A 25093-nucleotide genomic window follows, 5' to 3' on the forward strand; every position below is an offset into this window, starting at 1 on the left:
CGCCGTCGCCCTGCCGGTGCTGCCCGATGCGGCGACCCGACGGCTGCCCGACCTGGAGCTGCTCCGCGCCGGTGCGATCGAGGTCGCCCGGCTGCACCCGCTGGTCGGCGAGTTCCTGGTCCCCGGGCATCCACCCGTCGATCGTTCCCCGGCCCCTGACCGCGCGGGAGAGCCGCGCGTCGTGGACTGCCGGGGAGCCCGGCACCGGATCGGCCTGGTCGGCGGGGTGCTGGCCCCGTTGGACCACGACCCGGCCGAGATCCGCCGGGAGGAGCTGCTGGCCGCCCTGAGCGGTACCCCCCTGCCCTGCCTCCAGGCCATCGACGCCGCGCACCGCCACCCGGACTGCCTCAGCGGCGTCCGCGAACGCCTGGACCACGGTGACATCGCCGGTGCGCTGGCCGTCGTCGAGGGCCTGCTGGGCCCCGGCGCGCTGCTGCGCGGCGGTGCGCTGCGGGACGAGCTGGAGGCGGCCGCACGACAGCGGATCACCTACGGGCTGTTCCGGGCCGGCCTGATCGGGCCCGGTCCGGAACGCGCCCAGCCGGACCGCCTCCGTCCCCGGCCCCGCCCGCGCCCCCGACCGCGCCGACCGCGCCCGAGTGCCGCGCCGTCCCGCTGACCTGTTGTTCCGCTGGTTCCGCTGGTTCCGCTTGTTCCGTTCAGCCGGGGTCCCGGTCCCCGGCCCGCTACCGACCGACAGGTGATCACCCATGCCCATGCCCACCCTGCTCGACGCCCCCGCCTCCCAACTCGACGTCGCCGGCGAGCTGCTGGCCCTGCTGCGCGAGGCGACCACCGAACCGCGCCCCGACATCCAACTGGAGGCCCTGACCCTGGCCGTGGCCGCCGACCTGCCGGTGATCCTCTGGGGCGAGCCGGGGATCGGCAAGACCTCGGCGCTGACCCAGCTCGCCGAGGCCCTGGAGCTCCCGCTGACCACGGTGATCGCCAGCGTCCACGAACCGTCCGACTTCTCGGGGCTGCCCGTCGTCGGTGACGATCCCGCGGAGCAGGGTGTCCCGATGGCCCCGCCGGACTGGGCGGTGCGCCTGGTGCGGGCCGGTCGTGGACTGCTCTTCCTGGACGAGCTGTCCACCGCGCCGCCGGCCGTGCAGGCCGCCCTGCTGCGCCTGGTGCTGGAGCGGCGGATCGGGACCCTGCGCCTGCCGCCCGGGGTCCGGATCGTGGCCGCCGCCAACCCGCGGTCCTCGGCCGCCGACGGCTGGGAGCTGAGCCCGCCGCTGGCCAACCGGTTCGTCCACCTCCACTGGACCCACGACCACGAGGTCGTGGTGCGCGGCCTGGGCGGGACCTGGCCCCGGGCGACGCTGCCCCGGCTCGACCCGCAGCGGCTGCCGGCCGCCGTGGACTTCGCCCGCCGGGCGGTGTGCGAGCTGCTCGCCGCCCGCCCCGCCCTCGTGCACCGGCTGCCCAGCAGCGAGACCCGGCGGGGTGGCGCCTGGCCCTCACCGCGCAGTTGGGAGATGGCCCTGTGCCTGGTCGCCTTCGCGACCGCGGCCGGATCCTCCCGGGAGGTGCTCTCGCTGCTGGTCCGCGGCACCGTGGGGGACGGCCCGGGGCTGGAGCTGCTGGCGGGCCTGGACCGGATGGACCTGCCCGACCCCGAACTGCTGCTCGCCGACCCGGCGAACGCCGTGCTGCCCGAGCGCGGCGACCTGCGCCAGGCCGCGCTCGACGCGGTGGTGACGGCGGTGCACCGGCGTCCGGAGAAGGCCCGCTGGGACGCGGCCTGGGCGCTGCTGGTCCGGGCGATGGAGACCGGGGCGCCGGACCTGGTGGTCGTCCCGGCGACCACCCTCGCCGGGCTGCGCCGGGCCGACTGGGACGTGCCGGCGTCGATCGACCGTCTCGCCGGGGCGGTGGCCCTGTCCCGGCTGGCGGACCGGGCGGCCGAGCAGACGGCGACCCGCGGCGCGGGCACCGCGAAGGCCGGCCGATGACCGACACCCTGCCCGCGCCGGTCGACCGGGCTCCGGCCCCGCCCCCGGCCCCGGCCCCGCCCCCGGAGCTGGACCCGGAGCTGGACTTCGACAAGCTCTTCGCCGCCCGGCTGCACGCCGCCCGGGTCCGCCCCTACCTGGCGACGGCGCTCTTCGCCCTGCACCCGGTGGCGTCGCGGCAGGTCCCGACGATGGCCGTCGACCGGCACTGGCGGTGCTACGTCGCGCCGGCGTTCGTGGACCGCACGCCCGTGGAGGAGCTGGCCGGGGTGTGGGTGCACGAGGTGTCGCACCTGCTGCGCGACCACCACGGTCGCAGCGACCGGGTCGCGCGCGAGCGCGGCCTGCACGGCCCGGGGGACCGGCTGCGGATGAACATCGCCGCGGACTGCGAGATCAACGACGACGTGTTCGGCGAGGGCCTGCTCCGGCCCGAGGGCGCGGTCACCCCGCAGCTGCTGGGCCTGACCGACGGGGAGCTGATGGAGGACTACCTGCGCCAGTTCACGCTCGGGCGGCGCACCGAGGGCCTGGTCTGGCTGGACTGCGGCAGCGGCGCCGACGGACTGGAGCGGGCGTGGGACCTGGGAGCGGACGGCGCGCACGGCCTCAGCGCGCAGCAGCGCGACGCGGTCCGGTTCCGGGTGGCGCAGGGCATCGCCGCCCGCCCGGGCGACACCCCGAAGGCGTGGCAGCGGTGGGCCGAGGAGGCCTTCCACCCGCCGCAGCCGTGGCGGCAGTTGCTGGGTGCGGCGGTCCGCTCGGCGACCTCCGGCTCCGGTGGGGGCGGGGACTACACCTACAGCCGGCCGTCGCGGCGCTCGGCCTCGGTGCCCGGCGCGGTGCTGCCCAGCCTGCGGCGCCGGCCGCCGCGGGTCTGCGTGGTCATCGACACCTCCGGGTCGGTCAGCGACGCCGAACTGGGCAGCGCGCTCCTGGAGGTCGCCGCGATCGCCCGGGGGGTGGGCGTCCGCCGGGACCTGGTCACCGTCCTGTCCTGCGACGCGGCGGCCCGGGTCGCGCACCCGCTGTGCCGCGCCGAGGGGATACCGCTGGTCGGCGGTGGCGGCACGGACCTGCGCACCGGCTTCGCCCGGGCGCTGCGGACGGAGCCCCGGCCCGACGTGCTGGTGGTCCTGACCGACGGGCAGACGCCCTGGCCCAGCAGGCGGCCGGCGTGCCGGACCGTGGTGGGCCTGTTCCCGCGGCGGCGGGTGTCCCGGTCCTGGTCCGAGCACGATCCCGACTACGTGCCGGACGCGCCACCCGCCCGGGCCCACGTGGTCGACATCGGCTGACCCGCCGCCGGGCCTCCGCCGGGCCTCCGCCGCCCGCCGGCCGTCAGTTCGCGGTGGCCCCCGCAGCAGCCGACCGGGCCTCGACCAGGCCGGACTCGTAGGCGGCGATCACCGCCTGGGCGCGGTCGCGGACGCTCAGCTTGCCGAAGATGCTGGTGATGTAGTTCTTCACCGTGGAGACGCTGAGCTCCAGGGCTCCCGCGATCTCGGCGTTGTCCAGCCCGGTGGCGAGCAGACGCCACACCTCGACCTCGCGGGGCGTCAGCTCGCCCGGTCCGACGCCCGCGCCCGCGCCGGTGCCCGCGCCCGGGGGCGGCGGCTGGGCGCGGTGCGGCGCGGTGACGTAGGTGGAGAGCAGCCGGGTGAGCAGGCGCGGCGCCACGGCGGCCTCGCCGGTGTGCACGGTGCGCACCGCGGCGAGCAGTTCCTCCGGTGAGACGTCCTTGGGCAGGAACCCGTAGGCCCCCGCGCGCAGAGCGGCGACCACGTACTCGTCCAGGTCGAAGGTGCTCAGCGCCAGCACCCGGCACTCGGGCAGTTCCCGGGCGAGCCGCTCGGTGGCCCCGACGCCGTCGAGGACCGGCATCCGGATGTCCATCACCACGACGTCCGGCCGGTGTTCGTGGGCGAGGCCCACCGCCTGCTCGCCGTGCTCCGCCTCGGCCACCACCTCGATCGCCGGGTCGGGGCCCAGGATCAGCGCCAGGCCGCGCCGCACCAGCGGCTGGTCGTCCGCGATCAGCACCCTGATCGGCGCCGGAGCACCGGCCGTGGCAGCCGTGGCAGCCGTGGCAGCCGTCGTCCCGCCCGTCATACCCGCACGTCCTCTCCCTCGACCGGTGCCAGCGGCAGGCTGGCCGCCACCCGGAAGCCGCCTCCGTCGAGCCGGCCGGTCCGCAGGCTGCCGCCCTGCAGCGCGACCCGTTCCCGCATGCCGATCAGACCGTACCCGCCGCGCCCCGCGGCGCCGGAGCCGGACCCGGACCCGGTCCGGGCCGGGTCGCCGCCCGGTCCCGCCGGGGCGCCGGCCGGCAGGCCCGTGCCGTCGTCCCGCACCTCGACGGTGATCCGGTCCGCCCGGTACGTCAGGTGCACCTGCGCCTGCGCCCGGCCGGCGTGCTTGCGGGCGTTGGTGAGGGACTCCTGCACGATCCGGAAGACCGTCAGGCCGGTGCTCGGCGGCAGCGGACGCTCCCGGCCGTGGACGGTGAGCTCGGTGGGCAGACCGGCCAGCCGGGACTCCTCGACGATCCGGGCGAGGTCGGCGGTGCCGGGCTGCGGCGCCGCGAGTGCCTCCTCCGGCTCGTCGCCGGCCCGCAGCACGTCGAGCAGTTGGCGCATCTCGCGCAGCGCCATCCGCCCCGAGCCCTCCAGCGTGCTCAGCGCCTCGCGCACCACCTCGGTGTCGCCCCCCAGATTGGCCCTGGCGCCGCCGGCCATCAGCTGCATGGTGGTGATGTGGTGGGCCACGATGTCGTGCAACTCCCGTGCGATGCGCCGGCGTTCCCTGGCCAGTGCCTGATCGGCCAGGAGCCTGCGGCGGTCCTCGACCTCGCGCTGGTAGCGCTCGAAGGCGCGGGCCCCGACGACGATCAGGCCGGCCGCGACCAGATTGCCCGTCAGCGAGCCGGCCGTCGGCGGCATCGGCTGCTCGCGGCCGATCAGCGAGGTGGTGGCGGCGGTCAGGGCCGCCACCACCGTCAGCGCGGGGCCGCACGAGCGGGCGAAGCCGAACAGGGCGACCGCGAAGGTGAGGCTGAAGTGGTTCGTCACCGGCACGCTCAGGTTCATCACCAGGCCGAGGGCCAGCACCGACGCCAGCGAGGCCCGCGGGTGGCGGCGCACGGTGAGCAGCGGCAGGGCCGCGAGCACCAGCAGCACCAGGCCGAGCAGCGCCACCGGGCGGTTCTCGTCCAGGCCGCCGATCGTGTAGCCGAGGACGTCCACGACGGCGGCCCCGACGGCCAGCAACGCCTCGTTGCGCGACCAGATCAGGGTGTCGGGGGTGAGCGGGCGCGGTAGGCGCGGTAGACGTGTCGGCATGCTGGCAGGTTCCTCCCCGCGGCCGGTTCCCCGGGCCCTCGCCGGCGTGCCGCAGCTGTTGTTCGTGGGCCATTCTCTCAGCTGCCCGCCGGGCCCGGCCCGGGCCGTGGGGCCGACCTCCGACCAGGACGCAGGTCCTGGTCGGGGGCGGTGGCCGGACCCCGGTCCCGGTGGCGTTCTCGTCCTGTGCACGGACGAGCGGGCGGGGTGCGCCGTGATGGTCTGGAGACCGGCCGGGGATCCCGGTCACCACCCACCCCGACCGCTCCGAACGCCGCACCGCCGGGAGGCACTGTGATCCGCGCCCTGACCGGGTTCTCCACCAGGAACCCGTGGAAAGTCATCACCGCCTGGATCCTGCTGGGGATATCCCTGGCCGTCCTGGGGCAGGCGCTGATGTTCCGGGTGACCCAGACCGGCACGGGGGACTTCCTGCCCAGGAGCTACGACTCGGCCGCCGCCATGAAGATCGCCCAGGACCAGTTCGGCGCGAAGTCCGACGCCAACCCGGTGACCGTCCTGGTCGCCAGGGCGGACGGCAAGCCACTGAGCGCCGACGACCAGCGGCGGATCGACGCCGAGGCGCAGAAGCTGGGCCGGCAGCGGGTCACCATGCCCAAGCCCGCCGACCCGGCCCCGCTGCAACGGGACTACTCGCAGGTCCCGCAGGTCGCCCCGGCCATGGTGGCACCGGACCGGAGCTTCGAGCTGCTCGCCGCCGACCTGACCGGGAACTCCGCGGATCCGGGCTTCCAGAGCACCTTCCGGGCCTTCCGGGACTCCACCCGCGCCGCGTTCGCCGCCGCGGACCTGCGGACCGGCTTCACCGGCCCGGTGGCCGACCAGGTCGACGCCGCCGACGACTCGAAGACCCTGACGGCGATCGCCTCCGGCTGCATGCTGGGGCTGATCGTGCTGCTCCACGTGCTGGTCTTCCGCAGCCTGATGGCGGCCCTGGTGCCGCTGCTCTCGGTGGTCGTGATCGGCGGTGCGGCCAGTGGCGCGGTGGTGGTCGGCGCGCTGCTCACCGGCATCCGGCTCAGCGAGTCCGTGCCGAGCCTGATCAGCGTGGTGCTGCTCGGGATCGGCATCGACTACTTCCTCTTCCTGATGTTCCGCTTCCGCGAACAGCTGCGGGCCGACCCGCGACAGCACCACCGCGTGGTGGCCGCCGAGGTCAGCGCCCGGGTGGGCACCGCGGTCACCTCGGCCGCGCTGACCATCGTCGCCGCCTTCGCGACCCTCGGACTGGCGAGCTTCGGGCAGTTCCGGGTGCTCGGTCCGGCCGTCGCGGTCTCGGTCCTGGTCATGCTGCTGGCCAGCCTCACCTTCATGCCGGCCGTGCTGGCGGCCGCCGGCCGTAAGCTCTACTGGCCCTCGCGGTCCCTGGACCGCGAGCCGCGCGAGGGCAGGGCCGCGCGCTTCGGCGCCCTGGTGGCCCGCCGCCCGCTGGTCCTGGCGCTGGCCTGCGTCGCCCTGCTGGGCACGCTCGCCACCGGGCTGGTCGGCATACGGATGGACTACGGCCAGGGTGGCGGCGGCGCGCGCACCGCCGCGCGGAACACCGCCGCCGAGATCTCCCGTGCCCTGCCGGCCGGGGTCTCGGACCCGACCAGCGTCTACCTGACGGCCAAGGACGGCGCCACCCTCGCCGCCGGGCCCCTGGCCGGACTGGCGCACGAGCTGGCCCGGGTCCAGGGGGTCGGCCAGGTGTCCGAGCCGGTGCTCAGCCAGAGCGGGAAGGCGGCCCGGATCGACCTCTTCCTGACCGCCGACTCGCAGTCCTCGCAAGCCCGGGAGCTGGTCTCCGGCCCGCTGCGCGCGGCGGTGGCCAAGGCGACGCCGGCCGGGCTGGCGGCGCACGTCGGCGGCACCCCGGCGATCCTCGCCGACGTCTCCGCCGCCGTCGACCACGACCTGGAACTGGTCTTCCCGGTGGCGGCCCTGCTGATCGCGCTGATCCTGTTCGTGCTGCTGCGCAGCCTGCTGGCGCCGGTGATCCTGATGATCTCGGTCGGCCTCGGTTTCGCGGCCACCCTCGGCTCCGCCGCCCTGCTCTTCCAGCACGCGATGCACCGGCCGGGCGTCGACTTCACCCTGCCGCTGGTGCTCTTCCTCTTCGTGGTCGCGCTCGGCACCGACTACAACATCCTGATCAGCGACCGGATCCGCGAGGAGATGGAGCAGCCGGTGCCGGCCCGGACGGCGGTGGCCCGCGCCGTGCGGCACACCGCGCCCGCCATCGCGACGGCCGGTGTGGTGCTGGCCGGCTCCTTCGCCACCCTCGCGGTCACCCCCTCGTCGTCGACCCAGCAGGTCGGCTTCGCGATGGCGCTGGGCATCCTGCTCTCCGCCTTCCTGCTCTCGATCGTGCTGGTGCCCTCGCTGGCGGCCCTGCTCGGCCGGAGCCTGTGGTGGCCGGTCCGCTCGGGCCGGTCGGCCACCCGCCCGCCGGCGCACGAGCAGGTGCCGTACCGCCCGTACGCCGCGCATCCCGCCCCGGGCGCGAACCCCGACCCCGACCCCTACTGGATCACCACCACCGACCACTGACACCCCCGAACGCCGCCGCCCGCCCCCTGACGGTCCGTCAGGGGGCGGGCTCCGTGCCGCTCGCCGGCGACCGGCGGCTCGTGATGGCCCAACGGGGTATTTCTCCGCATGAACACCTCATGAATCGCGCGTACCCGGCCCGTTGACGGGACAGGGATCCCAGACGGCGCCAACCAACGACCGATCCGGAGGATCCCCGTGCGCAACAAGCTGCTCGTCCCGGCCCTGGCCGCGGCCACCCTGCTGCTGGCCGTCCCGGCCTCGGCGGCCACCCCGACCCCGGGTGCGCCGGGTGCCGGCGACCCGTACTACCCGACCTACGGGAACGGCGGCTACCGGGTCTCGCACTACGACCTACGGCTGAAGTACCAGCCCGCCACCGACCAACTGGAGGGCACCGCCACGCTGTTGGCCACCGCGACCCAGGACCTCTCGCGCTTCGACCTGGACTTCGCGCTCGACGTCAGCCAGGTGCTGGTCAACGGCCACCCGGCGAAGTTCGCGGCCACCGGCGTCCAGGAGCTGGAGATCACGCCCGACCGGCCGCTCGCCAAGGGCAGCCAGGCCACCGTCGTGGTGCAGTACTCCGGAGTGCCCTCCAAGGTCTCGCGCTACGGCTTCACCGCCTGGCAGCGCACCCCCGACGGTGCGGTGATCGCCGACGAGGCGGAGGCCGCCTGGTGGTGGTTCCCCAGCAACGACCACCCCTCGGACAAGGCCACCTTCGACGTCTCGGTGCTGGTCCCCGACGGCACCCAGGCGATCAGCAACGGCGTGCTCACCTCGCAGAGCTCCAAGCTCGGCTGGACCCGCTTCAACTGGCGCGAGAACAAGCCGCAGGCGACCTACCTGGCGACGCTGGCGATCGGCAAGTTCGACATCACCACCGGCACCAGCCCCAGCGGCATCCCGGTTCTCAACGCCTACAGCCCCGACCTCGGCGACAACGCCGACGCCGCCCGCGCCAGCGTCGAGCGCACCGGCGAGCTGGTCGACTGGCTGAGCGGCTACTTCGGCCCGTACCCGTTCAGCTCGGCGGGCGGCTACGTCCCCAACGTGCCCACCCACTACGCCCTGGAGACCCAGACCCGGGTCTTCTACAGCCCCCGGCAGTTCGCGGGCGGCGCCAACACCTCGGTCGTCGTCCACGAGTTGGCGCACCAGTGGTACGGCGACAGCGTCTCGCTGGAGCGCTGGAGCGACATCTGGCTCAACGAGGGCTTCGCCAGCTACGCGCAGTGGCTCTGGTCGGAGCACGAGGACGAGGGCACCGCCCAGCAGCTCGCCGACTACGTCTACGCCTCGCACCCGGCGGACGACCCGTTCTGGACCGTCAAGCCCGGCGACCCGGGCGCGGACAACCAGTTCGACGCCGCGGTCTACGACCGGGGTGCCCTGACCATCCAGGTCCTGCGCAACACCATCGGCGACGACGCCTTCTTCCAGCTGCTCAAGGCGTGGCCCACCGAGCACCGCTACGGCAACGGGACCATCGCCCAGTTCCAGGCGCTCGCCGAGCGGATCTCGGGCAAGAAGCTCGACGACCTGTTCCGGACCTGGCTCTACACCCCCGGCAAGCCGGCCCTGGCGGCCGCCACCAAGGCGCACCTGGCCACCGCCGACACCGTCACCGGTGCCGCCGCGGCGCCCACGGCCGAGCCCCGCTCCTGGCAGCAGATCAAGGCCGCGCAGCAGCACTGACCCGGCGACCGCCCGGTCGGTCCGGTGCACCGCCACCGGACCGACCGGGCGGGGCCCGGACCGGTCAGCACGAACGCCGGTCGGCGCGAACGCCGGCCGGTGCCAGGCCGGTCAGCACCGGGCGGCCGCCGCGCAGGCGTTCTCCCAGTCGTGCGCGGAGGCGGGGGCGGGGGCAGGGACCGCGGGGCCGGTCGGATCGACCCGGCGCGGGGCGACGGCCGCGTCGGAGGCCAGCCGCACCACCAGCGCGTCGATCACCGGGCGCGGGCTGGGCCCGGCGAAGTTGTTCACCAGCACGCTGAACGCGAGGGTCCGCCCGTCCGCCCGGTCCAGGTAGCCGGCCAGCGCGTCCACCCCGGTCATCGAGCCGGTCTTGGCGTGCAGCCGGCCCTCGGCGGGGGTGCCGCGCAGCCGGTCGGTGAGGGTGCCGCCGACCATCCGGCGCGGGTCACCGGCCACCGGCAGCGCATCGTACCAGGCGCCGAACCAGGGCTGCTGCCGGGCGAAGCGCAGCAGCGCCACCAGCCGCCGGCCGGTCAGCAGGTTCTGCCGCGACAGCCCCGAGCCGTCCACCTGGCGGGCCGGGGTCGGCTCCAGCGCGTTGCGGGTCAGGAAGCCGCGCACCTGCTCCAGCCCGGCCGCCCAGCTGCCGGACCCGGCCCGCACCACGCCGATCTCCTTCACCAGGTGCTCGGCGATGCCGTTGTTGCTGAGCTTGAGGAAGGGCACGAGCAACGCGCCGAGCTGCGCCGAGTCGTGCGCGGCCAGCACGGTGGCGCCCGCCGGCGCCGGCCCCTCGCGCAGGGCGCCGCGCACCGTGACGCCGTGCCGGGCCAGCGCCGCCGCGAAGACCGTGCCGGCCAGCCGCGCCGGGTCGTCGATCGCCACCCACGCCCCGGTCGGGCCCGCGTCGGCCGGCAGGCTGCCGGAGAGCACCAGGTCGTTGTCGCCCGGGCGCCGGTCCACCTGCACGGTGCTCGCACCGCCCGCCGGGCCGGTGATGACCTGCCCGGAGATCCGCACCGGCGCCTGCTCCGGGGTGAGTCGCACCGCCGCCGGTCCGCCGGGCGTGGCGTCCGGGGTGAGCGTGAGGCGCACGCTGCCCACGTCGTCGTCGCTGTCGGTGGTGAGGGTGAGCGCGGAGATCTGCGGGCTGTAGTAGGCGGCCTGGTCGTCCCAGGCCCAGGCCGCGGCCAGCGCGTCCGCGTCGTAGCGCGAGGCGTCGGCCAGCACGCCGCCCGCCACCTCGGTGACCCCGGCGGCGGCGACCCGGACGGCCAGCGCGTCCAGATCGGCGGGCAGCAGGCTCGGGTCGCCGCCGCCGCGCAGCACCAGGTCGCCCTCCAGGCGGCCGCCGGTGCGGGGGCCGGCGGCGAGGACCTCGGTGGTGAAGCGGTGGTCCTGGCCGAGCAGGTCGAGCGCGGCGGCCGCGGTGACGGTCTTCTGGGTGGAGGCGGGCAGCATCAGCGCGTCCGGGTCGTGCCGGTAGAGCTCCTGCCCGCTGGCCGCGTCGCTGACCAGCACGGACACCTCGGCTCCGGCGAGGCGGGGGTCGGCGAGCAGGCGGTCCAGGTCGCCGGCGAGCGCGCCGGTGCCGCCGGGGCCGGCCGGGGAGGTGGGCGCCGCACCGGACCCGGTGAGCAGCAGCGCGACGAGCACGGCCGCCAGCGGGACGGCGAGTCGACGGACGGGGATGCTCTGCACGGCGCCTCCGGAAGGTGAACGGGCTGCGGGACGGGTGACGGGGACGAGCGGCGGGACCGCGCCCGCCGACCACCACCATCACGCGACCCGCCCACCGTCGGGGCCCGGTGACACGCCGACCACCCTCCATCGCCCACCCGGTGGACGATTCGGCAGGGAATATGACTACCCGTCACCGTCCCTGGAGCGTGAACTCCTCGCCGGGCCGGTGGGCGCGCAGCGCGACCGTGCCGAGGGGGTCCTCGATCCGCACCACGTGCACCCGGCCCAGGCCGCTGACCCGGGCGCGGTCGCCGTCCACCGTGAGCAGGGTGTTCTCGTCGATCGCCACCCCGCACGGGGCCGCGCCGCGGGCGACCGCCTCGATCAGGCGGGGCAGGGTGCCCCACTGGGCGGCGTGCACGTCCACGGTGAACGGCACGAGGCCCAGGCCCGGCCGTACCTCGATCTCCTCCAGGTCCTCGGAGGCGTTCTCGTCGCAGACCTGGGTGCCCTGCGAGAGCCAGCCCCCGACCACGGCCGCGCTCGCGGCGACGACCGCGCCGGCGGAGAAGCCCGCGTACGGCATGTCCCGCGCGGCCAGCAGGGCCGGCAGCGTGGTCAGGACCGGCACCAGCGCCTCCTGGTAGGCGGGCGTCAGGCCGCCGCAGACCAGCAGGGCGTCGGCCCCCTCCAGCGCGGTCGGATCGAGCACGTCACCGAGCGGCACCAGCACCGGGACGGGCCGGCACGGGGCCACCTTGCGCAGCACCGCCTCGATGCGCGCGAACCGCTCGGCGCCGTCGCCCTCGTCGATCAGCAGGCAGGCCACCACCGGATCGGGTCCGGCCGCCGCCAGGAACGGTCCGTAGACCAGCTCCGCCGCCTCGTCGTGCCAGCCCCCACCGATCAGATACGTCGTCACCACGCCGCCCTCCAGGAATCCCGCCCAGGTGGGCCCCGGCGGTGCAGCCACGGAGACTAGCAATCCACCCGCCCCGGAAGCGAAGGATTTCGGCCGCCGGCCCGCCGGCCCGGTCGGCGGCGGTCGGCCGCGACCCGTCAGGCCGTGCGGCGGTAGTAGCTGACGCTGATCCTGACCGGTCCGTCGTCGGGGGCGGTGGTCAGGGCCCGGACGAGGGCGAAGTCCTGGCCGCCCTGGGCGCGGACGCAGAAGCTCCGGCCGTCGGAGAGGGCGCCGAAGGTCAGGGCGGCCGCGGGGCGGGTCTCCACGCCCTTGACGCAGTCGGGGAGGGTGAGGCCGGCGGACTGCGGGACGTAGGCGTCGCTGTCGTCGGGGAGGTAGAACTCGCCCGCGTGGCGGCCCAGGTACCAGGTGGAGGTGTCCTGGGGTGCCACCTTGCCGGCCTTGAGGTCGAACTCGTAGGAGTGGTCGGGCGAGGTGAGTTCGAGGTCCGTGTAGACCGCGGTGAAGCCGGGGACGTCGGCGGGCGGGTTGAGGGCGGGCGGCGCGGTGGCGGGCGGCGCGGTGGTGGGCGGGGCCGGTGAGGGGGTGGGGCCGCCGGTGGCGGCGACGGTCTGGTCGTCGAGGCCGTCGAAGGACCCCGGATCCAGCAGGAGGAACGTTCCGGCGGCGCCGAGGAGGAGTGCACCGGTCGTCAGGAGGGCGGTGCGGGCGGTGCGGGCGGTGCGGCGTCCGCCGGTCCGGCTCTCGGGTCCGCCGGGGTCCGGTGCGGCCGGCTCGAAGCGGGTGGTCGCCGGGGCGGGGGCGATGCGCGCGGTCGGGACGTCGTCCGGGCCCGGGGACCGGTCGAGGACGGTGACGGGCGGGGGAGTGGCGCTCGGCCAGTCGGTGTGGCGGTGGAGCTCGGTGCTGATCCGCCGGGGCAGCCAGTCGTCGCCGAAGCGCAGTTCGCCGCCGGTGGCCGGGTGGTCGCGTGCGGCCTCGACGAGCTGCTCGGTGCTCGGCCGGTCCTCGGGGTTCTTGGCCAGGCAGCGCCGGACCAGCTCGTGCAGGGTCTCCGGCAGTCCGGTGAGGTCCGGTTCCTCGTGCACCGCCCGGTAGAGCGAGGCGGGTTCGGGCCCCTCGCCGAACGGTGGCCGGCCGGAGCCGACGTGGGCGATCAGGGTGCCCAGCGCGAAGACGTCGGTGGCCGGGGTCGGGGACCGGCCGATGATCTGCTCGGGGGCCATCGAGCCCGGCGAGCCGATCCGCAGGCCGGTGCCGGTGAGCGGGCTGCCGTCGGCGGCGCGGGCGATGCCGAAGTCGATGACGCGGGGGCCGTCGGCGGCGATCAGCACGTTGCCGGGCTTGAGGTCGCGGTGGACCACGCCCGCGGCGTGGATCGCCTGCAGGGCCTCCGCGATGCCGGCGAGGAGCAGCAGCACGGTCCGTTCGGGCAGCGGGCCGTGGCGGTGCACGACCTGCTGCAGGGAGGGGCCGGGTATGTAGGCGGTGGCCAGCCAGGGCGTGGCGGCGTCGGTGCCCGCATCGACCACCTGGGCGGTGTAGAGGCCGTGGATCCGCCGGGCGCTGGCGACCTCCTGGGCGAAGCGGAGCCGGAACTCGGGGTCCTCGGCGAGTTCGGGCCGGACCACCTTCAGCGCGAGGGGGCGTCCGCCGGGGGTGTGGGCGAGGTAGACCCGGCCCATGCCGCCCGCGCCGAGCCGCGCGCGCAGGCGGTAGCCGCCGACCTCCCGGGGGTCGTCCGGGGACAGCGCCTGGAATGCCGTGGGCGACGGGGCGCCGAAGGGCTCTGCGGTCATGCTCTCTCCCAGCGGATCGGCGGGCGGGGCCGGACCGGATCCTACCCGACTGGATTTTCAGTCAGTTCCTCCGGCGAGAACCCCCGGTGTGGCGCCTCCTTCCCGGGTCCGGGTCCGTACGAGGACAGGGATCCCGTCACACCTTGACTGAATTTTCAGTCTGGAGCAGGATGAGGCACCCCCACATCCCCTCCCTCAGGGAGTCCCATGAACACGTCCGTCCCCACCCGGCGCAGCCTGCTCAAGTTCGGCGCGGCGGCCCTGCCGCTGGTCGCCCTCGGTGCGGCGTTCCCCGCCGGCGCCCTGGCGGCGACCGCGCCGTCGGGCGCCACGCTGCGCCTGCCGGCGGAGACCGACCGGCACACCCGCACCTTCATGGCCTGGCCGGCCCTGGCGTCCGTCTGGCAGGACCAGCTCCCGGCGGTCCGCCGGGACATCGCCAACCTCGCCCACGAGATCTCGCGCTACGAGCCGGTCGTGCTGCTGGCCCGCCCCGGGCAGGCCGCCGACGCCCGGTACGCCTGCGGCTCCGGCGCCTACTTCTCCATCGAGGTGGAGGAGATCGCCAACGACGACCTGTGGATCCGTGACTTCGGGCCCACCTTCGTCGTCGCCCCCGGGGCGATCGCCGGTGTCGACACCAACTTCAACGGCTGGGGGAAGACCGGCACGTCCTACTACCAGCCGTTCGGCAACGACGCCGCCGCGGCCGCCACGCTGCTGGGCCGGTACGGCGTCGACCGGGTCCAGGCCTCCTTCGTCGGCGAGGGCGGCTCGCTGGAGACCGACGGCCAGGGCACCCTGCTGGCCACCGTCAGCTCGCTCGTCAACCCCAACCGCAACCCGGGGATGACCCAGGACCAGGTGGAACAGTCGCTGCGGGACTCGCTCGGGATCGACAAGGTCATCTGGGTGCCGGGGCTGGCCGGCCAGGACATCACCGACTGCCACATCGACTGCCTGGCCCGGTTCACCGCCCCCGGCCAGGTCCTGCTGGACCAGCCCGGCCCCGGGACCGACGCCCGCTGGGTGGCCGTCTACGACGAGGCGAAGCGGATCCTGCAGAACGCCACCGACGCCCAGGGCCGCCGGCTGGAGGTCACCGAGCTGCCCGGACCGGACCGCCGCCTGATCCGCGGGCGCGGCAAGGACTTCCTCTCCAGCTACACCAACTACTACACCGTCAACGGCGCCGTCATCGCACCGCAGTTCGGCGACGGGTACGCGGACGGTGTCGCCTTCGCCATCCTCCAGGCCAAGTACCCGGACCGCAGGATCGTCCAGGTCGACATCGACAACATCGCCGCCGGTGGCGGTGGCATCCACTGCTCCACCCAGTCCCAGCCGGCCGTCCCCGCCGGCTGACCCCACCCCGCGCCGGGCCCGGCCCCACCCCGGGCCGGGCCCGGGCTGAGGCGGGCCCGGACCGAGGCGTCAGAGGCCCGCGAGCAGATCGTGCAGCGGGGCCGGGACCCGCCCGGGGTCGAGGGCTTCGACCAGGAGGTGGCCGTAGCGGATCTTGCGGCCCTTCTTGGTGCCCAGGAAGCGCCGCAGTTGCCGCTGCGGGAGGCGGCCCTGGTGGGCGGGCTGGCGTACGAAGGTCTGCCAGGCCGGGAGGTCGCCCTCGGCCCGCAGGATCTCCTCGACGCGTGCCACGCCCAGGGCGCGGACGAGTTCGTCCTCCAGGTCCGTCACGCAGACGAAGAACCCCTGGCGGGGCGCGCCGGCCCGCTCCAGCGCGCGGTCGTAGTAGCGCCGTTCGCCCTCGTCGCACAGTCCGGCGAGGCGCAGACCCAGCCCCGGCGGCCCGAGCAGGTCGGCGTAGCGGCCCACGCTCATCGCCCCGCCCATCGGTATGACGCACACCCCTTCGGCGGCCAGGTCCCGGCCGTGGCGCGCGGCCAGCGTCTCGACGGCCGCGAGATCGCTCGGCCCCTCCAGCAGCACCGCCGTCCGCACCCGCAGCCGCCCGGCCAGCTCACCCGCCGGCTCGCCGGGGCCGCCCGCCGCCCAGCCGGTGACCGCATCCCGGAACGCTCGCATGTCCGCCATGGGGCGATTTTGCCCCTGCCCGGCGGTTACGGCTCGGATTTTTCGTCACCGTCCACGCGATCGCCGCCGGGCGCCACCCGCTCAGGAGCCCTTCGACGGGGTCAGGCCCGGCAGCGCAGCATCTCCAGCGGCGGGTGGGCGAGCAGGTCCGCCCAGAACTCCTCGCCGAACTCGCGGACGCCGGCCTCCGACACCCGCAACGGCACCCACTCGAGCGCCCGGAACCCGGCCGCCCGCAGGGACTGCTCGTAGACCTCGCGGCGCGGGGCCGTTCCCTCGATGCTGATCGGCCGCGGGTCCAGCAGGGCCGTGACCCGCACCCGCGGACCCGTCTCGGCCTCCTCGCCGGTCCGCTCGCAGCGGAACCCGTACGTCTCCAGGGACGCGCAGTCGAACCGGTAGTCGGGCTTCTGGGCGAGCACGAGGAACTCCCCGCCCGGCACCAGGCTCCGGTGGATGTTGCGGCACATCCGCTCCATCGCCGCGACGGACTCGGCGTAGTTGAGGCACTGCACCCCCAGCGCGAGGTCGAAGCGCCGCTCCAGCGGCCGCAACTCGGCCACGTCACCGACCTCGTAGCGCACCCCCAGCGGGTCGCGCCGGTCGATGTCCCGCGCGGCGGCGACCATCTCGGTGGAGATGTCGACACCGAGGACGTCCGTGGCGCCGCGCCGCCTGACCTCCCTGCTGTAGAAACCCGTGCCGCATGCCAGGTCGAGCACCGACCTGCCGCGCACGTCCCCGACCAGGTGCAGGAAGCTCGGCACCTCCCCGTACCGCGCCAACGGCAGCGCCTTGAACCCCTCGAAGGCCTCGCCGATCCGGTCGTACTGCTGCTGCTCGCTCATCCGCCGCCCCCTGGTGCCTCATGGTGTCCGCGCCCTGCCGGACACTCTCCTCCGCCCGGCCCGGCCGCCGTACTGGCAGATGCCACAAAGAAGTTGGCCCAGCCGCGGGCGCCGATGGTGGCCGGGGCGAGCGCCCGGGCGGCAGCCGTCGGCGGCTGGGGACGGTCACGGGCAGGTGCGGCGGTAGGCGACTGCGGCGGGTACGTACTGGTGCCACTCGTCCTGGGACATGGATCGGCCCGCGATCGCGCAGACCCTGTCGATGAGGGCGGAGAGATCGTCGAACACGCCGGTATCCCACAGTCGCACCGTGTCGTCGTCGGCCCGGGTGGCCAGGGCACCGCCACCGGGGCTGAAGACCGCCGACCGCACCGTGCCGGTGTGTCCCGTGAGGATGGCCAGTGGACGGTGGGTCGCCACGTCCCACAGCCGGACCGTCCGATCGTCGCTGCTGGTGGCCAGGGTCTGCCCGTCCGGGCTGAAGGCCACCGACCAGACGGTTTTGGTGTGCCCGGTGAGGGTGGCCACCGACGTGTGGGTCCGCACGTCCCACAGCCGGACGGTGGCGTCCCTGCCGCTGCTGGCGAGGGTTCTGCCGTCCGGGCTGAACGCCACCGACTGCACGCTGTCGGAGTGGCCGGTCAGGGTGGCCAGTGGGCTGTGCGTCCGCACGTCCCACAGCCGAACCGTCGCGTCCCAACTGCCGGTGGCCAGGGTCCGTCCGTCCGGGCTGAAGGCGATCGCGCCCACCATGTTGGTGTGACCGGTGAGGGTGGCCAGGGCGCTGCGGGTCCGCGCGTCCCACAGTTGCACCGTCAGGTTGGTGCTGCCGCCGGTGGCGAGGGTGTTCCCGTCCGGACTGAAGACCACGGTTCCCATCCAGCTGGAGATGGTGGCCACCGCCTCGTGGGTGCGCACGTCCCACAGCCGCACCGTACGGTCGACGTAACTGCCGGTGGCCAGGGTCTGCCCGTCCGGGCTGAAGGCGATCGAGCCCACCAGGCCGGTGTGGCCGGTGAGGGTGGCGAGCAGCCGCCCGGCCCGGACGTCCCAGAGCCGCACGGTGCCGTCGTCACCACCGGTGGCCAGGGTCTGCCCGTCCGGGCCGAAGGCCAGGGAGAGTGCCGAGCCGTCCTGTCCGGCGAGCGTGGCCACCGGCCGGCCGGCCCGGACGTCCCACAACCGGACCGTCCCGTCGTCAAGGCCGTTGGCCAGCGTCCGTCCGTCCGGGCTGAAGGCCGCCGACGGCATCGAGCCGCCCTCTGCGGTGAGGGTGGCCAGCGGGTGGACGACCCGCATGTCCCACAGCCGCACCGTGGCGTCCTCACTGCCGGTGGCGAGGGTGCTTCCGTCCGGGCTGAAGGCCACCGAGTTCACCTCGCCGGTGTGGCCGGAGAGGACGAGCAGCGCGCTGTGGGTCGCCACGTCCCACAGCCGGACCGTCCGATCGGCGCTGCCGGTGGCCAGGGTCCGCCCGTCCGGGCTGAACGCCACCGCCCAGACGTTGCCGGTGTGGCCGCCGAGGGCGGCCAGCAGGCTGTGGGCCGCCACGTCCCAGAACCGCGTCGTGCCGACCCGGTCGCCGGTGGCGAGGGTCTTTCCGTCGGGGCTGAACGCCACCGAGTCCACGTTGCTGCCCTGTCCGGTCAGGGTGGCCGACTGACGCCGGGTCGAAACGTCCCACAGCTGTACCGTCCCGTCCGTGCTGCCGCCGGTGGCGAGCGTCTTCCCGTCCGGGCTGAAGGCCACCGACACCGTCGTGTGGTCGCCGGTCACCGCGAGCGTGGCCGGCGGAGCCTGGGTCCGCAGGTCCCAGAGCCGCACCGCCCCCATCCCGCCGCCGGTGGCGAGGGTGCTGCCGTCCGGGCTGAAGGCCACGGGTCCGCCCGTGTCGGTGAGGGTGGTCAGCAGACGATGCGTCGGTGCGTCCCACAACCGCACGGTCCAGTCGTCGCCGCCGGTGGCCAGGGTCCGCCCGTCCGGACTGAAGGCCGTCGACCACACCGCGTCGGGGGCGCCGGGCAGGGCGGCGGTCTGGCTGCGGGTCCGCAGGTCCCACAGCCGCGTGGTGCTGTCGTCACCACCGGCGGCGACGGTGTTCCCGTCGGGGCTGAAGGCCACCGCGCGCACCGGTCGAGTGGGGCCGGTGAGCGTGGCGCGCAGGGGCGAGGTGAGGGCTGTCAGGAGTCGGCTGCGCGTGTCGGCGGTGGGGTGGACGCTCTGGGCGGCCAGGGCGAGGCGGGCCGCCAGGGCGGGGTCGGCGGCGGCCTGGAGCTGGCTCTGGGTGACCAGTCGCTGGGAGGCGGCGAGGTCGCGTTGCGCCTCGCCGGTCCGGGCGTTGACGAAGGCGAGGCCGGACACGACGAGGACCAGGACGGTGAGGAGGGCGAAACCGGTGCGGACGAGACGGCGTCGGCGCCTGCGGCGAAGCTGCACCTGCCTGCTGGCCTCGACGAACGCGGCTTCCTCGGCGGCGACTTCGGCGGCCCGGGCGTCGATCCAGTGCTGCGCCTCCTCGACGCGGCGCCGGTCGAGGGTGAGTTCGGGGGGCCGGCCCTGTTCCCGCCAGGCCCGCAGGGTGCGCCGGAGCCCCTCCTGCCAGCCGCGGAAGTCGCGGTTGTCCTCGACCCAGTCCCGCAGGCGCGGCCAGCTCTCCACCAGGGCCTGGTGGGCGAGTTCGGCGGTGTCCAGGCCGCTCGGACGGCTGGTCACGACCACCAGCCGGGTGCTGGCGAGGCGGTGGATCAACGACCAGTCCTGCTCGGAGAACTGGGTGCGGTCGGCCACCCTGCGGGTGTCCGGGCCGCGGTCGCCGGCGTCCAACTGTTCGGCGGGGCGCACCAGCTGGATGAAGATCCGTTCCAGGGCCGGGTGCTCGGAGTCGTCCGCCCACTCCCACAGGGTGCGTTCCGCGGTGCCGACCAGCGCTCCCTCGACCCCGCCGAGCTCCTGGTAGGCGGTGGACGTCAGGAAGCCGCGTTCCTGGCGTGCCCACAGCTGGCTCAGGGTGTACTCCAGCATGGGCAGCGCGGCCGCGCCGCGCGGGGTGTCGTTGAGCAGTCGCTCGACCAGGCCGTCGGCGAATCGGGTGCCCGCGTGCCCGTCCAGCGGGCGGGTGATGGCCATCCGCAGCTGGTCCCGCGTCATCGGCGGCACCACGAAGTGGGTTCCCGTCCAGGCGGCACGGAGGTGGGGCAGCCGCTCGATCTGCGGCAGGTAGTCGATCCGGGCGACGACCACCGCCTGGGCCGGCCGGCTGCCGTCGGTCCGGCGCGCGGTCAGGACGCCCAGCATGGTGTCCAACTTGGCTGCGGTGTCCGGCGCGTCCGCGAGAAGGGTCTCGAACTGGTCGACGACGAGCAGGAGTCTGGAGCGCCCGTGGCGCCGGGCCAGGGTCTGCTCCAGCGCGGTCCGCAGCCCGTGCTCGTCCCCCAGTTGACGGGACAGGGTGGTCCAGCGCTCGTGCCAGTCCGCCGTCCCGGTGTCCGCGTCGCCGGCCGATGCCAGGGCCCAGGCGAGCAACTCCTCGGCGGTCAGGCGCAGGCCGTGGGGCAGACGAGCGGTCAGGTAGGTGGCGTCGTCGAGATGGGCCAGCAGGCCGGCGCCGGTCAGCGAGGACTTGCCGACGCCGGAGGCGCCGAGCACCGGAAGTACCGGTACCTGCTGCTCCACCAGGAGTTCGAGCAGCTGACGCGTCTCGTGGTCACGCCCGTGGAACACCGCGCTGTCCTGCTCGGTGAACGGCAGCAGCTCGCGGAAGGGGCTGTCGGCGAGCAACCGCGCGCGCAGCTGCGGCCATTCGCGGGCGAGCGACTCGACGGTCAGCGCGTAGCCGGTCCGGCGCCGCTGGTCCCCCTCGACCGCGACGACGACACCGATCACCCCCTGGTACTCCTCGTCCCACACGGGTGCCCCGCTGAAGCCCCCGGCCAGCGGGAAGCCCGCCTGCTCGTCGCAGGTCAGCTGCCACCAGCCGGTCCCCTCCCGGCCCTCGATGGTGCCGCGGGTCCAGATCCCGGCGTTCTTGCTGCCGCCCGGACCCGGGTACCTCGGGAAGCCGAACGCCCGCCAGCGGTGTCCGGCGAGGTCGTCGGACTCCAGGATCCGCAGGGCGACGGCGTCCGGCGGCGGCTCGTCGGCCAGTTGCAGCACGGCCACGTCGCCGCTGTTGTCGGCGGCCACCGGCACGCTGAAGTGCACGGTGGCCGCGGCCCTCGGGCGCCCGGGCAGGAGCGGGAAGTCGACGGTCACCGGAAAGCGCTCGGGCAGCGGCTGTTGGTCCGGGAGGCCGGCGATGGCCGAGACGACGTGGGCGCACGTGAGCAGGAGCCGGCCGGGGATCAGGAACGCGACACCGACCGGCTCTCCGTCGTGCAGGACGCGGGCGGTCCCGCGCTCCCAGGCCAGGGCGCCCGGGCCGCCCGGTGGCGTCACTCGCCGCCCGCCGCGCGACTCCATTCCAGCTCCAGCACGATGTGCGCGTCGCCGGATCCCTTGGCCACGACGAGTCCCGCCTCGGCCGTGAGGCGGATCCCGAACTCCGCGCGGATGTGGTCGGGCCGGCGGGGGAGGTCCGTCAGCCGCTCCAGGATCGCCGTGGCGAGGTGCCGGACACGGCCGAGGCCGGACTCGAAGGTCTCGGCCGAGGACTCGACCAGGGCCTCACCACGACTCGCCCGCAGGACGCCGGAGCCCTGCCCCTCGGGCAGTTCGACGAGCATCGTCTCGCCATTCTCGAAGGGCACACTCAGGTACACGCGACGACCTCTCCCGTGGCTCGTCAAAGGAACTGCTCCGACGAGAAGTTGATCAGACTTGATGCTGCCTCGTCATGATAGGCCGGGCCGGTGGGATCGGTTGGGACAAAGGGTGAACGTTTGCTCCGGATCGTGTTCCACCCCGGCGCGGCGATCACCGGGATCGCGGCGCTGGGCACGGCTGGGGGTGCCGGCGGTGGACACCGGCTCTGCGCGGCGCGGCGGTGGACCCGGCCGACTCCGCCGGATGTCGAACTTCCGCGGCCGCCGACGCATCGTGTAGGTATGACCTCGATCCATGCGACACCGAAGGCGGCCCGGCCCGGCGACGCCGAGCTGGTGGCCGCGGCCGGGCGGGGCGACACGGCGGCCCTCGGGCTGCTGCTGGAAGGCCACCGGGCCCGGCTGAACCGCCAGGCGCTGGCGCTGCTGGGCGATCCGCAGGACGCCGCCGACGCCGTGCAGGACACGTTCCTGATCGCCCTGCGCCGGCTCTCCGAGCTGCGCGATCCGGCGGCCTTCGGCGGCTGGCTGGCGCGGATCCAGCGCAACGTGTGCCTGATGCGGCTGCGCGCCGCCCGCGAGAGGCCGGCCGAGGACGTCACCGCCCGGCTCGACCGGGCACGGCCGGTGCCCTCGGCCGAGGAGTGCGTGGAGCGCCTGGCCCTGAGCGACTGGGTGTGGCAGGCACTCGGCGAACTGCCCGAGTCACTACGGGTGACCGCCATGCTGCGCTACTTCGGCCGGCAGCACTCCTACCAGGAGATCGCCGCGATCACCGGGGTGCCGCTGGGCACCGTGCGCAGCCGTCTGCACCAGCTGCGGGCGGTCCTGGCGAAGCGGCTGCTCGACGAGGCGGCGCGCACGAGCAGTGCCGCACGCGACGCGGCCGGCCAGTGGACCCGGCGCTTCGACGAGGCGTTCGAGGCGTTCAACCGGCACGGCGATCCCGGACCGCTCGCCGCCGTCTTCGCCCCCGACGTGACGGCCCGGCTGGCCGACGGCCCCGAGTTGCGAGGTCGCGGCCAGGTGCGGGCACGGCTCCTGGAGGGCGACCTGGCGGACGGGGTCGGGTACCGGCTGGTCGGCGTGGTCGCCAGCGGTGGCCTCGCCGTCGTCGAGGCGCGGTTCGTCAACCCCGCCGCCGACCCCTTCCACTGCCCGCCCGCCTTCACCCAGGTCCTGCACCACCGCGGCTTCCAGGCCCACCGGGTGATCGCCTACTACGCCGCCAGACCCGACGGCGACCCCTACCGCGAGAACGGATGACCGAAGGAGTCCGTCATGTTCCAGGAACTGTCCCGGCGCTGCTTCGCGGCCGCCTACGACACCATCAACGGGCCCGCCGAACGCGCGGGACTGCGCGAGCGGCGGCGCGACCTGCTCGCGCGGGCCAGTGGCGCCACCATCGAGATCGGCGCCGGCACCGGACTCAACCTGCCGCACTACCCGGCCGCGGTCGACCGGCTGGTCCTGGTCGAACCCGACCCCCACATGAGGCGCCGCCTGCGCGCGCACGCCGCCGGACTCGAACGGTCCACCGAGATCCTGGACGCCTCGGTCGAGCGGCTGCCCTTCCCGGACGCGACCTTCGACACCGCCGTGGTCACCTTCGCCCTGTGCAGCGTCCCCGAGGAGCAGGTCGCGCTGGCCGAGATCGCGCGGGTCCTGCGGCCGGGCGGCAGGCTGCTCTTCCTCGAACACGTCCGCTCCGGCGACCCGAAGGTCGCCGCGAAGCAGGACAGCCGGCCCTTCCCCTACCCGCTGATCGGCTGCCACCCCAACCGCGCGACGCTGGAGGCGATCGAGGCCTCCCCGCTCACCGTCGAGAGCGTCCTGCGCGGCGTGGTGCCGAAGGTCCCCAAGGTCGAGAGCCCGATGATCGTCGGCAGCGCCCGCCGGCCGGCCCCCGTCGGCTGAGCGACCCGGTTCGGCTGGGCGACCCCGTTCGGCTGGGCGACCCCTGTCGAAGCGAACGAGACCGGGAGGAACGGACATGAACGAGAGCACCGCACGTCAACTGGCCGGCAGGTTCGTCACGTTCCTGGAGACCGGCGACCCGCCGCAGGGCCTGTTCCGGCCCGACGTGTTCTGCGACTTCACCCCGCCGCAGTGGCGCCTGCAGGCCAGCGGTGTCGAGGAGGTCGTCCGGGCGCGCCGGCAGTCCCACCCCTCGAAGGGGACGGTGCCGCGCTGGCGCTGCGACCCCACGCCGACCGGGTTCGTCCTGGAGGTCGAGGAACGCTGGACCGACGCCGACGACCACTGGTACTGCCGCGAGTTGTTCCGCGCCGACGTCACCGACGGTGCCATCAGCGACCTGTCCGTCTACTGCACCGGCGACTGGGACTCCGCCCAACAGGAGCGCCACCGCCGCGAGGTCGCCCTGGTGCGCCCCTGACGGCCTCACGGCTCCCGGAAGTGGACCAGCACCCGGCCGGGGTTCCTCGGGTCCAGCTCACGCCGCAGGTACAGCTTGCGGATGTGCTTCTGGTCCAGGAAGGCCAACACCCGCCGCATCAGCTGTCCGGAGCCCTTGCCGGGAATGATCTCGGCGGCCTGGTCACCCGACTGGGCCGCCGAGAACAGGAACTGACGCATCGCCAGCTCGATGTCACGGTTGTTCCGGAAGATCGGGTGCAGGTCGAGACTGCGCATCAGCGGGAGGTCCTGGGTCCGGGGTTCTCGTCGGTGGTCATCGCCGCACCCTAACCGACCCGGCCGGCCCCGGTGTTCCGGCCGCGGCGGCGCCGGATCGCCACGGCGGCCGCCACGGCGAAGCCGAGGGCGGCCGCGATCAGGTGCCCGACGGTGGTGAAGTCCGGCAGCGGTCCGGTCCAGTCGGCGCCGCCGAGCGGCCAACCCAGCACGAAGAGCACCCAGGGCAGGCGGGCCCAGCCGGGCAGGGCGAGGATGCCGGCCGCCAGCACGGTCTGGGCGCCGTAGCTGATCCCGTAGTCCGTGGCCTGTCGCACGCTCGCCGGGTACCAGGCGTGCCGCAGGGCGAGGGTGATGACGACGGCGGTGAGCAGGGTGGCCGCGACGTGCCCGCCGAGGAACACCGCGGCGGCCCGCGCCCCTCCCCACCGGCGCTCCGCCCAGGCCAGGAAGCAGCAGACGCCCAGGCCCAGGGTGATCAGGGTCGCCACGAAGCCGAGTGAGGTGACGTCGGTGAGCGTGCCGTCGAAGAACAGCGCGCTGCCGAGCAGTGAGGGCACCGGGTGGTCGTGCAGGTTGCCCAGGTTGGTGCTGACGTAGCCCAGCAGGGCGTCCGCCCGTTCGGCGGACAGTCCGTAGGTGACCCAGGCGTGGCTGACCAGGAGCAGGCAGACGTAGCCGAAGGTCAGCGGCGAGCGGCGCGGGTACGCCCCGGCGGCGCGGACCAGCCCGCGCAGGGGGGCCCACAGGGACTGAGGGTTCATGCCTGGAGATTCTCCAGGTCAGCCGACGGAGGGCACCGCCCGGGG

General features: G+C 74.7%; 19 protein-coding genes and 1 pseudogene. 9 read left to right on the forward strand and 11 right to left on the reverse strand.

What is annotated here, in order from left to right; genetic code table 11:
- The 3 genes and pseudogenes from ABD323_RS00005 to ABD323_RS00015 form a co-directional block, all read left to right on the forward strand.
- Positions 1-622: pseudogene (locus ABD323_RS00005) on the forward strand (hypothetical protein); the annotation flags it as partial.
- Between the two features lie 91 nt (positions 623-713).
- The gene (locus ABD323_RS00010; RefSeq protein WP_425555813.1) at positions 714-1964 is read left to right on the forward strand and encodes an AAA family ATPase; all 1251 of its coding nucleotides are present in this window, start codon (positions 714-716) and stop codon (positions 1962-1964) included.
- Positions 1961-3262, forward strand: coding sequence for a vWA domain-containing protein (locus tag ABD323_RS00015; RefSeq protein ID WP_344437418.1), 1302 nt, complete (start codon positions 1961-1963; stop codon positions 3260-3262). The genes ABD323_RS00010 and ABD323_RS00015 overlap by 4 nt, the downstream gene beginning before the upstream one ends.
- 43 nt (positions 3263-3305) lie before the next feature.
- Here the strand turns inward: ABD323_RS00015 and ABD323_RS00020 are convergent, their stop codons facing one another.
- Positions 3306-4076 (reverse strand): response regulator transcription factor, encoded by a 771-nt coding sequence (locus ABD323_RS00020; RefSeq protein WP_344437420.1) that lies wholly within the window; start codon positions 4074-4076, stop codon positions 3306-3308.
- The gene (locus ABD323_RS00025; protein ID WP_344437422.1) at positions 4073-5305 is read right to left on the reverse strand and encodes a sensor histidine kinase; all 1233 of its coding nucleotides are present in this window, start codon (positions 5303-5305) and stop codon (positions 4073-4075) included. Before ABD323_RS00025 ends, ABD323_RS00020 begins: the two co-directional genes overlap by 4 nt.
- 294 nt (positions 5306-5599) lie before the next feature.
- Here ABD323_RS00025 and ABD323_RS00030 point away from each other — a divergent pair, with 294 nt between their 5' ends.
- Both ABD323_RS00030 and ABD323_RS00035 read left to right on the forward strand, forming a co-directional pair.
- Positions 5600-7858 carry an MMPL family transporter gene (locus ABD323_RS00030; protein ID WP_344437425.1) on the forward strand — a complete coding sequence of 753 codons (2259 nt, stop codon included), beginning with the start codon at positions 5600-5602 and terminating at the stop codon, positions 7856-7858.
- Between the two features lie 198 nt (positions 7859-8056).
- Complete coding sequence (locus tag ABD323_RS00035; RefSeq protein WP_344437427.1) at positions 8057-9559, forward strand: M1 family metallopeptidase; 1503 nt, start codon at positions 8057-8059, stop codon at positions 9557-9559.
- 111 nt (positions 9560-9670) lie between these two features.
- On the opposite strand, the gene dacB is transcribed toward ABD323_RS00035, so the two are convergent.
- The 3 genes from dacB to ABD323_RS00050 all read right to left on the reverse strand — a co-directional run bounded on the left by dacB (position 9671) and on the right by ABD323_RS00050 (position 13969).
- Complete coding sequence (gene dacB, locus ABD323_RS00040; protein WP_344437429.1) at positions 9671-11263, reverse strand: D-alanyl-D-alanine carboxypeptidase/D-alanyl-D-alanine endopeptidase; 1593 nt, start codon at positions 11261-11263, stop codon at positions 9671-9673.
- 172 nt (positions 11264-11435) lie between these two features.
- The gene (locus tag ABD323_RS00045; protein ID WP_344437432.1) at positions 11436-12218 is read right to left on the reverse strand and encodes a Type 1 glutamine amidotransferase-like domain-containing protein; all 783 of its coding nucleotides are present in this window, start codon (positions 12216-12218) and stop codon (positions 11436-11438) included.
- An 86-nt stretch (positions 12219-12304) separates the two neighbouring features.
- Positions 12305-13969, reverse strand: a complete 1665-nt coding sequence (locus ABD323_RS00050; protein WP_344437434.1) for a serine/threonine-protein kinase — start codon at positions 13967-13969, stop codon at positions 12305-12307.
- 207 nt (positions 13970-14176) lie between these two features.
- Here ABD323_RS00050 and ABD323_RS00055 point away from each other — a divergent pair, with 207 nt between their 5' ends.
- Positions 14177-15334, forward strand: a complete 1158-nt coding sequence (locus ABD323_RS00055) for an agmatine deiminase family protein (RefSeq protein ID WP_344437436.1) — start codon at positions 14177-14179, stop codon at positions 15332-15334.
- 69 nt (positions 15335-15403) lie between these two features.
- Here the strand turns inward: ABD323_RS00055 and ABD323_RS00060 are convergent, their stop codons facing one another.
- The 4 genes from ABD323_RS00060 to ABD323_RS00075 all read right to left on the reverse strand — a co-directional run bounded on the left by ABD323_RS00060 (position 15404) and on the right by ABD323_RS00075 (position 21626).
- Complete coding sequence (locus ABD323_RS00060) at positions 15404-16021, reverse strand: TOPRIM nucleotidyl transferase/hydrolase domain-containing protein (RefSeq protein ID WP_344437439.1); 618 nt, start codon at positions 16019-16021, stop codon at positions 15404-15406.
- 101 nt (positions 16022-16122) lie between these two features.
- Entirely contained in the window at positions 16123-16869 is a 747-nt protein-coding gene (locus tag ABD323_RS00065; protein ID WP_344437441.1) for a class I SAM-dependent methyltransferase, read from the reverse strand.
- Between the two features lie 165 nt (positions 16870-17034).
- A complete protein-coding gene (locus ABD323_RS00070; protein ID WP_344437443.1) occupies positions 17035-21327 on the reverse strand; it encodes an nSTAND1 domain-containing NTPase in 4293 nt (1430 codons plus the stop codon).
- Positions 21300-21626: a CU044_2847 family protein gene (locus ABD323_RS00075; protein WP_344437445.1), complete on the reverse strand. Its 327-nt coding sequence runs from the start codon at positions 21624-21626 to the stop codon at positions 21300-21302. The genes ABD323_RS00070 and ABD323_RS00075 overlap by 28 nt, the downstream gene beginning before the upstream one ends.
- A 285-nt stretch (positions 21627-21911) precedes the next feature.
- Here ABD323_RS00075 and ABD323_RS00080 point away from each other — a divergent pair, with 285 nt between their 5' ends.
- The 3 genes from ABD323_RS00080 to ABD323_RS00090 all read left to right on the forward strand — a co-directional run bounded on the left by ABD323_RS00080 (position 21912) and on the right by ABD323_RS00090 (position 24027).
- Positions 21912-22895, forward strand: coding sequence for a sigma-70 family RNA polymerase sigma factor (locus tag ABD323_RS00080; RefSeq protein ID WP_344437447.1), 984 nt, complete (start codon positions 21912-21914; stop codon positions 22893-22895).
- A gap of 15 nt (positions 22896-22910) precedes the next feature.
- Positions 22911-23546, forward strand: coding sequence for a class I SAM-dependent methyltransferase (locus ABD323_RS00085; protein WP_344437449.1), 636 nt, complete (start codon positions 22911-22913; stop codon positions 23544-23546).
- A 76-nt stretch (positions 23547-23622) separates the two neighbouring features.
- Positions 23623-24027, forward strand: coding sequence for a hypothetical protein (locus tag ABD323_RS00090; RefSeq protein WP_344437451.1), 405 nt, complete (start codon positions 23623-23625; stop codon positions 24025-24027).
- A 5-nt stretch (positions 24028-24032) separates the two neighbouring features.
- On the opposite strand, the gene ABD323_RS00095 is transcribed toward ABD323_RS00090, so the two are convergent.
- Together ABD323_RS00095 and ABD323_RS00100 are read right to left on the reverse strand one after the other, a co-directional pair.
- Positions 24033-24284, reverse strand: coding sequence for a Smr/MutS family protein (locus ABD323_RS00095; protein WP_344437453.1), 252 nt, complete (start codon positions 24282-24284; stop codon positions 24033-24035).
- 50 nt (positions 24285-24334) lie between these two features.
- Positions 24335-25048: a rhomboid-like protein gene (locus ABD323_RS00100; RefSeq protein WP_344437455.1), complete on the reverse strand. Its 714-nt coding sequence runs from the start codon at positions 25046-25048 to the stop codon at positions 24335-24337.
- Between the last annotated feature and the right edge of the window lie 45 nt (positions 25049-25093).

It is taken from the genome of Kitasatospora nipponensis (assembly GCF_039528135.1).
In the GTDB taxonomy this organism is placed as follows: Bacteria; Actinomycetota; Actinomycetes; order Streptomycetales; family Streptomycetaceae; genus Kitasatospora; species Kitasatospora nipponensis.

Excerpts from the sequence above, each read along its gene's own strand:
- ABD323_RS00010 (WP_425555813.1), top strand. The coding sequence starts at position 714 with ATGCCCATGCCCACCCTGCTCGACGCCCCCGCCTCCCAACTCGACGTC.
- ABD323_RS00015 (WP_344437418.1), top strand. The coding sequence starts at position 1,961 with ATGACCGACACCCTGCCCGCGCCGGTCGACCGGGCTCCGGCCCCGCCC.
- ABD323_RS00020 (WP_344437420.1), bottom strand. The coding sequence starts at position 4,076 with ATGACGGGCGGGACGACGGCTGCCACGGCTGCCACGGCTGCCACGGCC.
- ABD323_RS00025 (WP_344437422.1), bottom strand. The coding sequence starts at position 5,305 with ATGCCGACACGTCTACCGCGCCTACCGCGCCCGCTCACCCCCGACACC.
- ABD323_RS00050 (WP_344437434.1), bottom strand. The coding sequence starts at position 13,969 with ATGACCGCAGAGCCCTTCGGCGCCCCGTCGCCCACGGCATTCCAGGCG.
- ABD323_RS00055 (WP_344437436.1), top strand. The coding sequence starts at position 14,177 with ATGAACACGTCCGTCCCCACCCGGCGCAGCCTGCTCAAGTTCGGCGCG.
- ABD323_RS00060 (WP_344437439.1), bottom strand. The coding sequence starts at position 16,021 with ATGGCGGACATGCGAGCGTTCCGGGATGCGGTCACCGGCTGGGCGGCG.
- ABD323_RS00065 (WP_344437441.1), bottom strand. The coding sequence starts at position 16,869 with ATGAGCGAGCAGCAGCAGTACGACCGGATCGGCGAGGCCTTCGAGGGG.
- ABD323_RS00070 (WP_344437443.1), bottom strand. The coding sequence starts at position 21,327 with ATGGAGTCGCGCGGCGGGCGGCGAGTGACGCCACCGGGCGGCCCGGGC.
- ABD323_RS00080 (WP_344437447.1), top strand. The coding sequence starts at position 21,912 with ATGACCTCGATCCATGCGACACCGAAGGCGGCCCGGCCCGGCGACGCC.
- ABD323_RS00085 (WP_344437449.1), top strand. The coding sequence starts at position 22,911 with ATGTTCCAGGAACTGTCCCGGCGCTGCTTCGCGGCCGCCTACGACACC.
- ABD323_RS00090 (WP_344437451.1), top strand. The coding sequence starts at position 23,623 with ATGAACGAGAGCACCGCACGTCAACTGGCCGGCAGGTTCGTCACGTTC.
- ABD323_RS00095 (WP_344437453.1), bottom strand. The coding sequence starts at position 24,284 with ATGCGCAGTCTCGACCTGCACCCGATCTTCCGGAACAACCGTGACATC.
- ABD323_RS00100 (WP_344437455.1), bottom strand. The coding sequence starts at position 25,048 with ATGAACCCTCAGTCCCTGTGGGCCCCCCTGCGCGGGCTGGTCCGCGCC.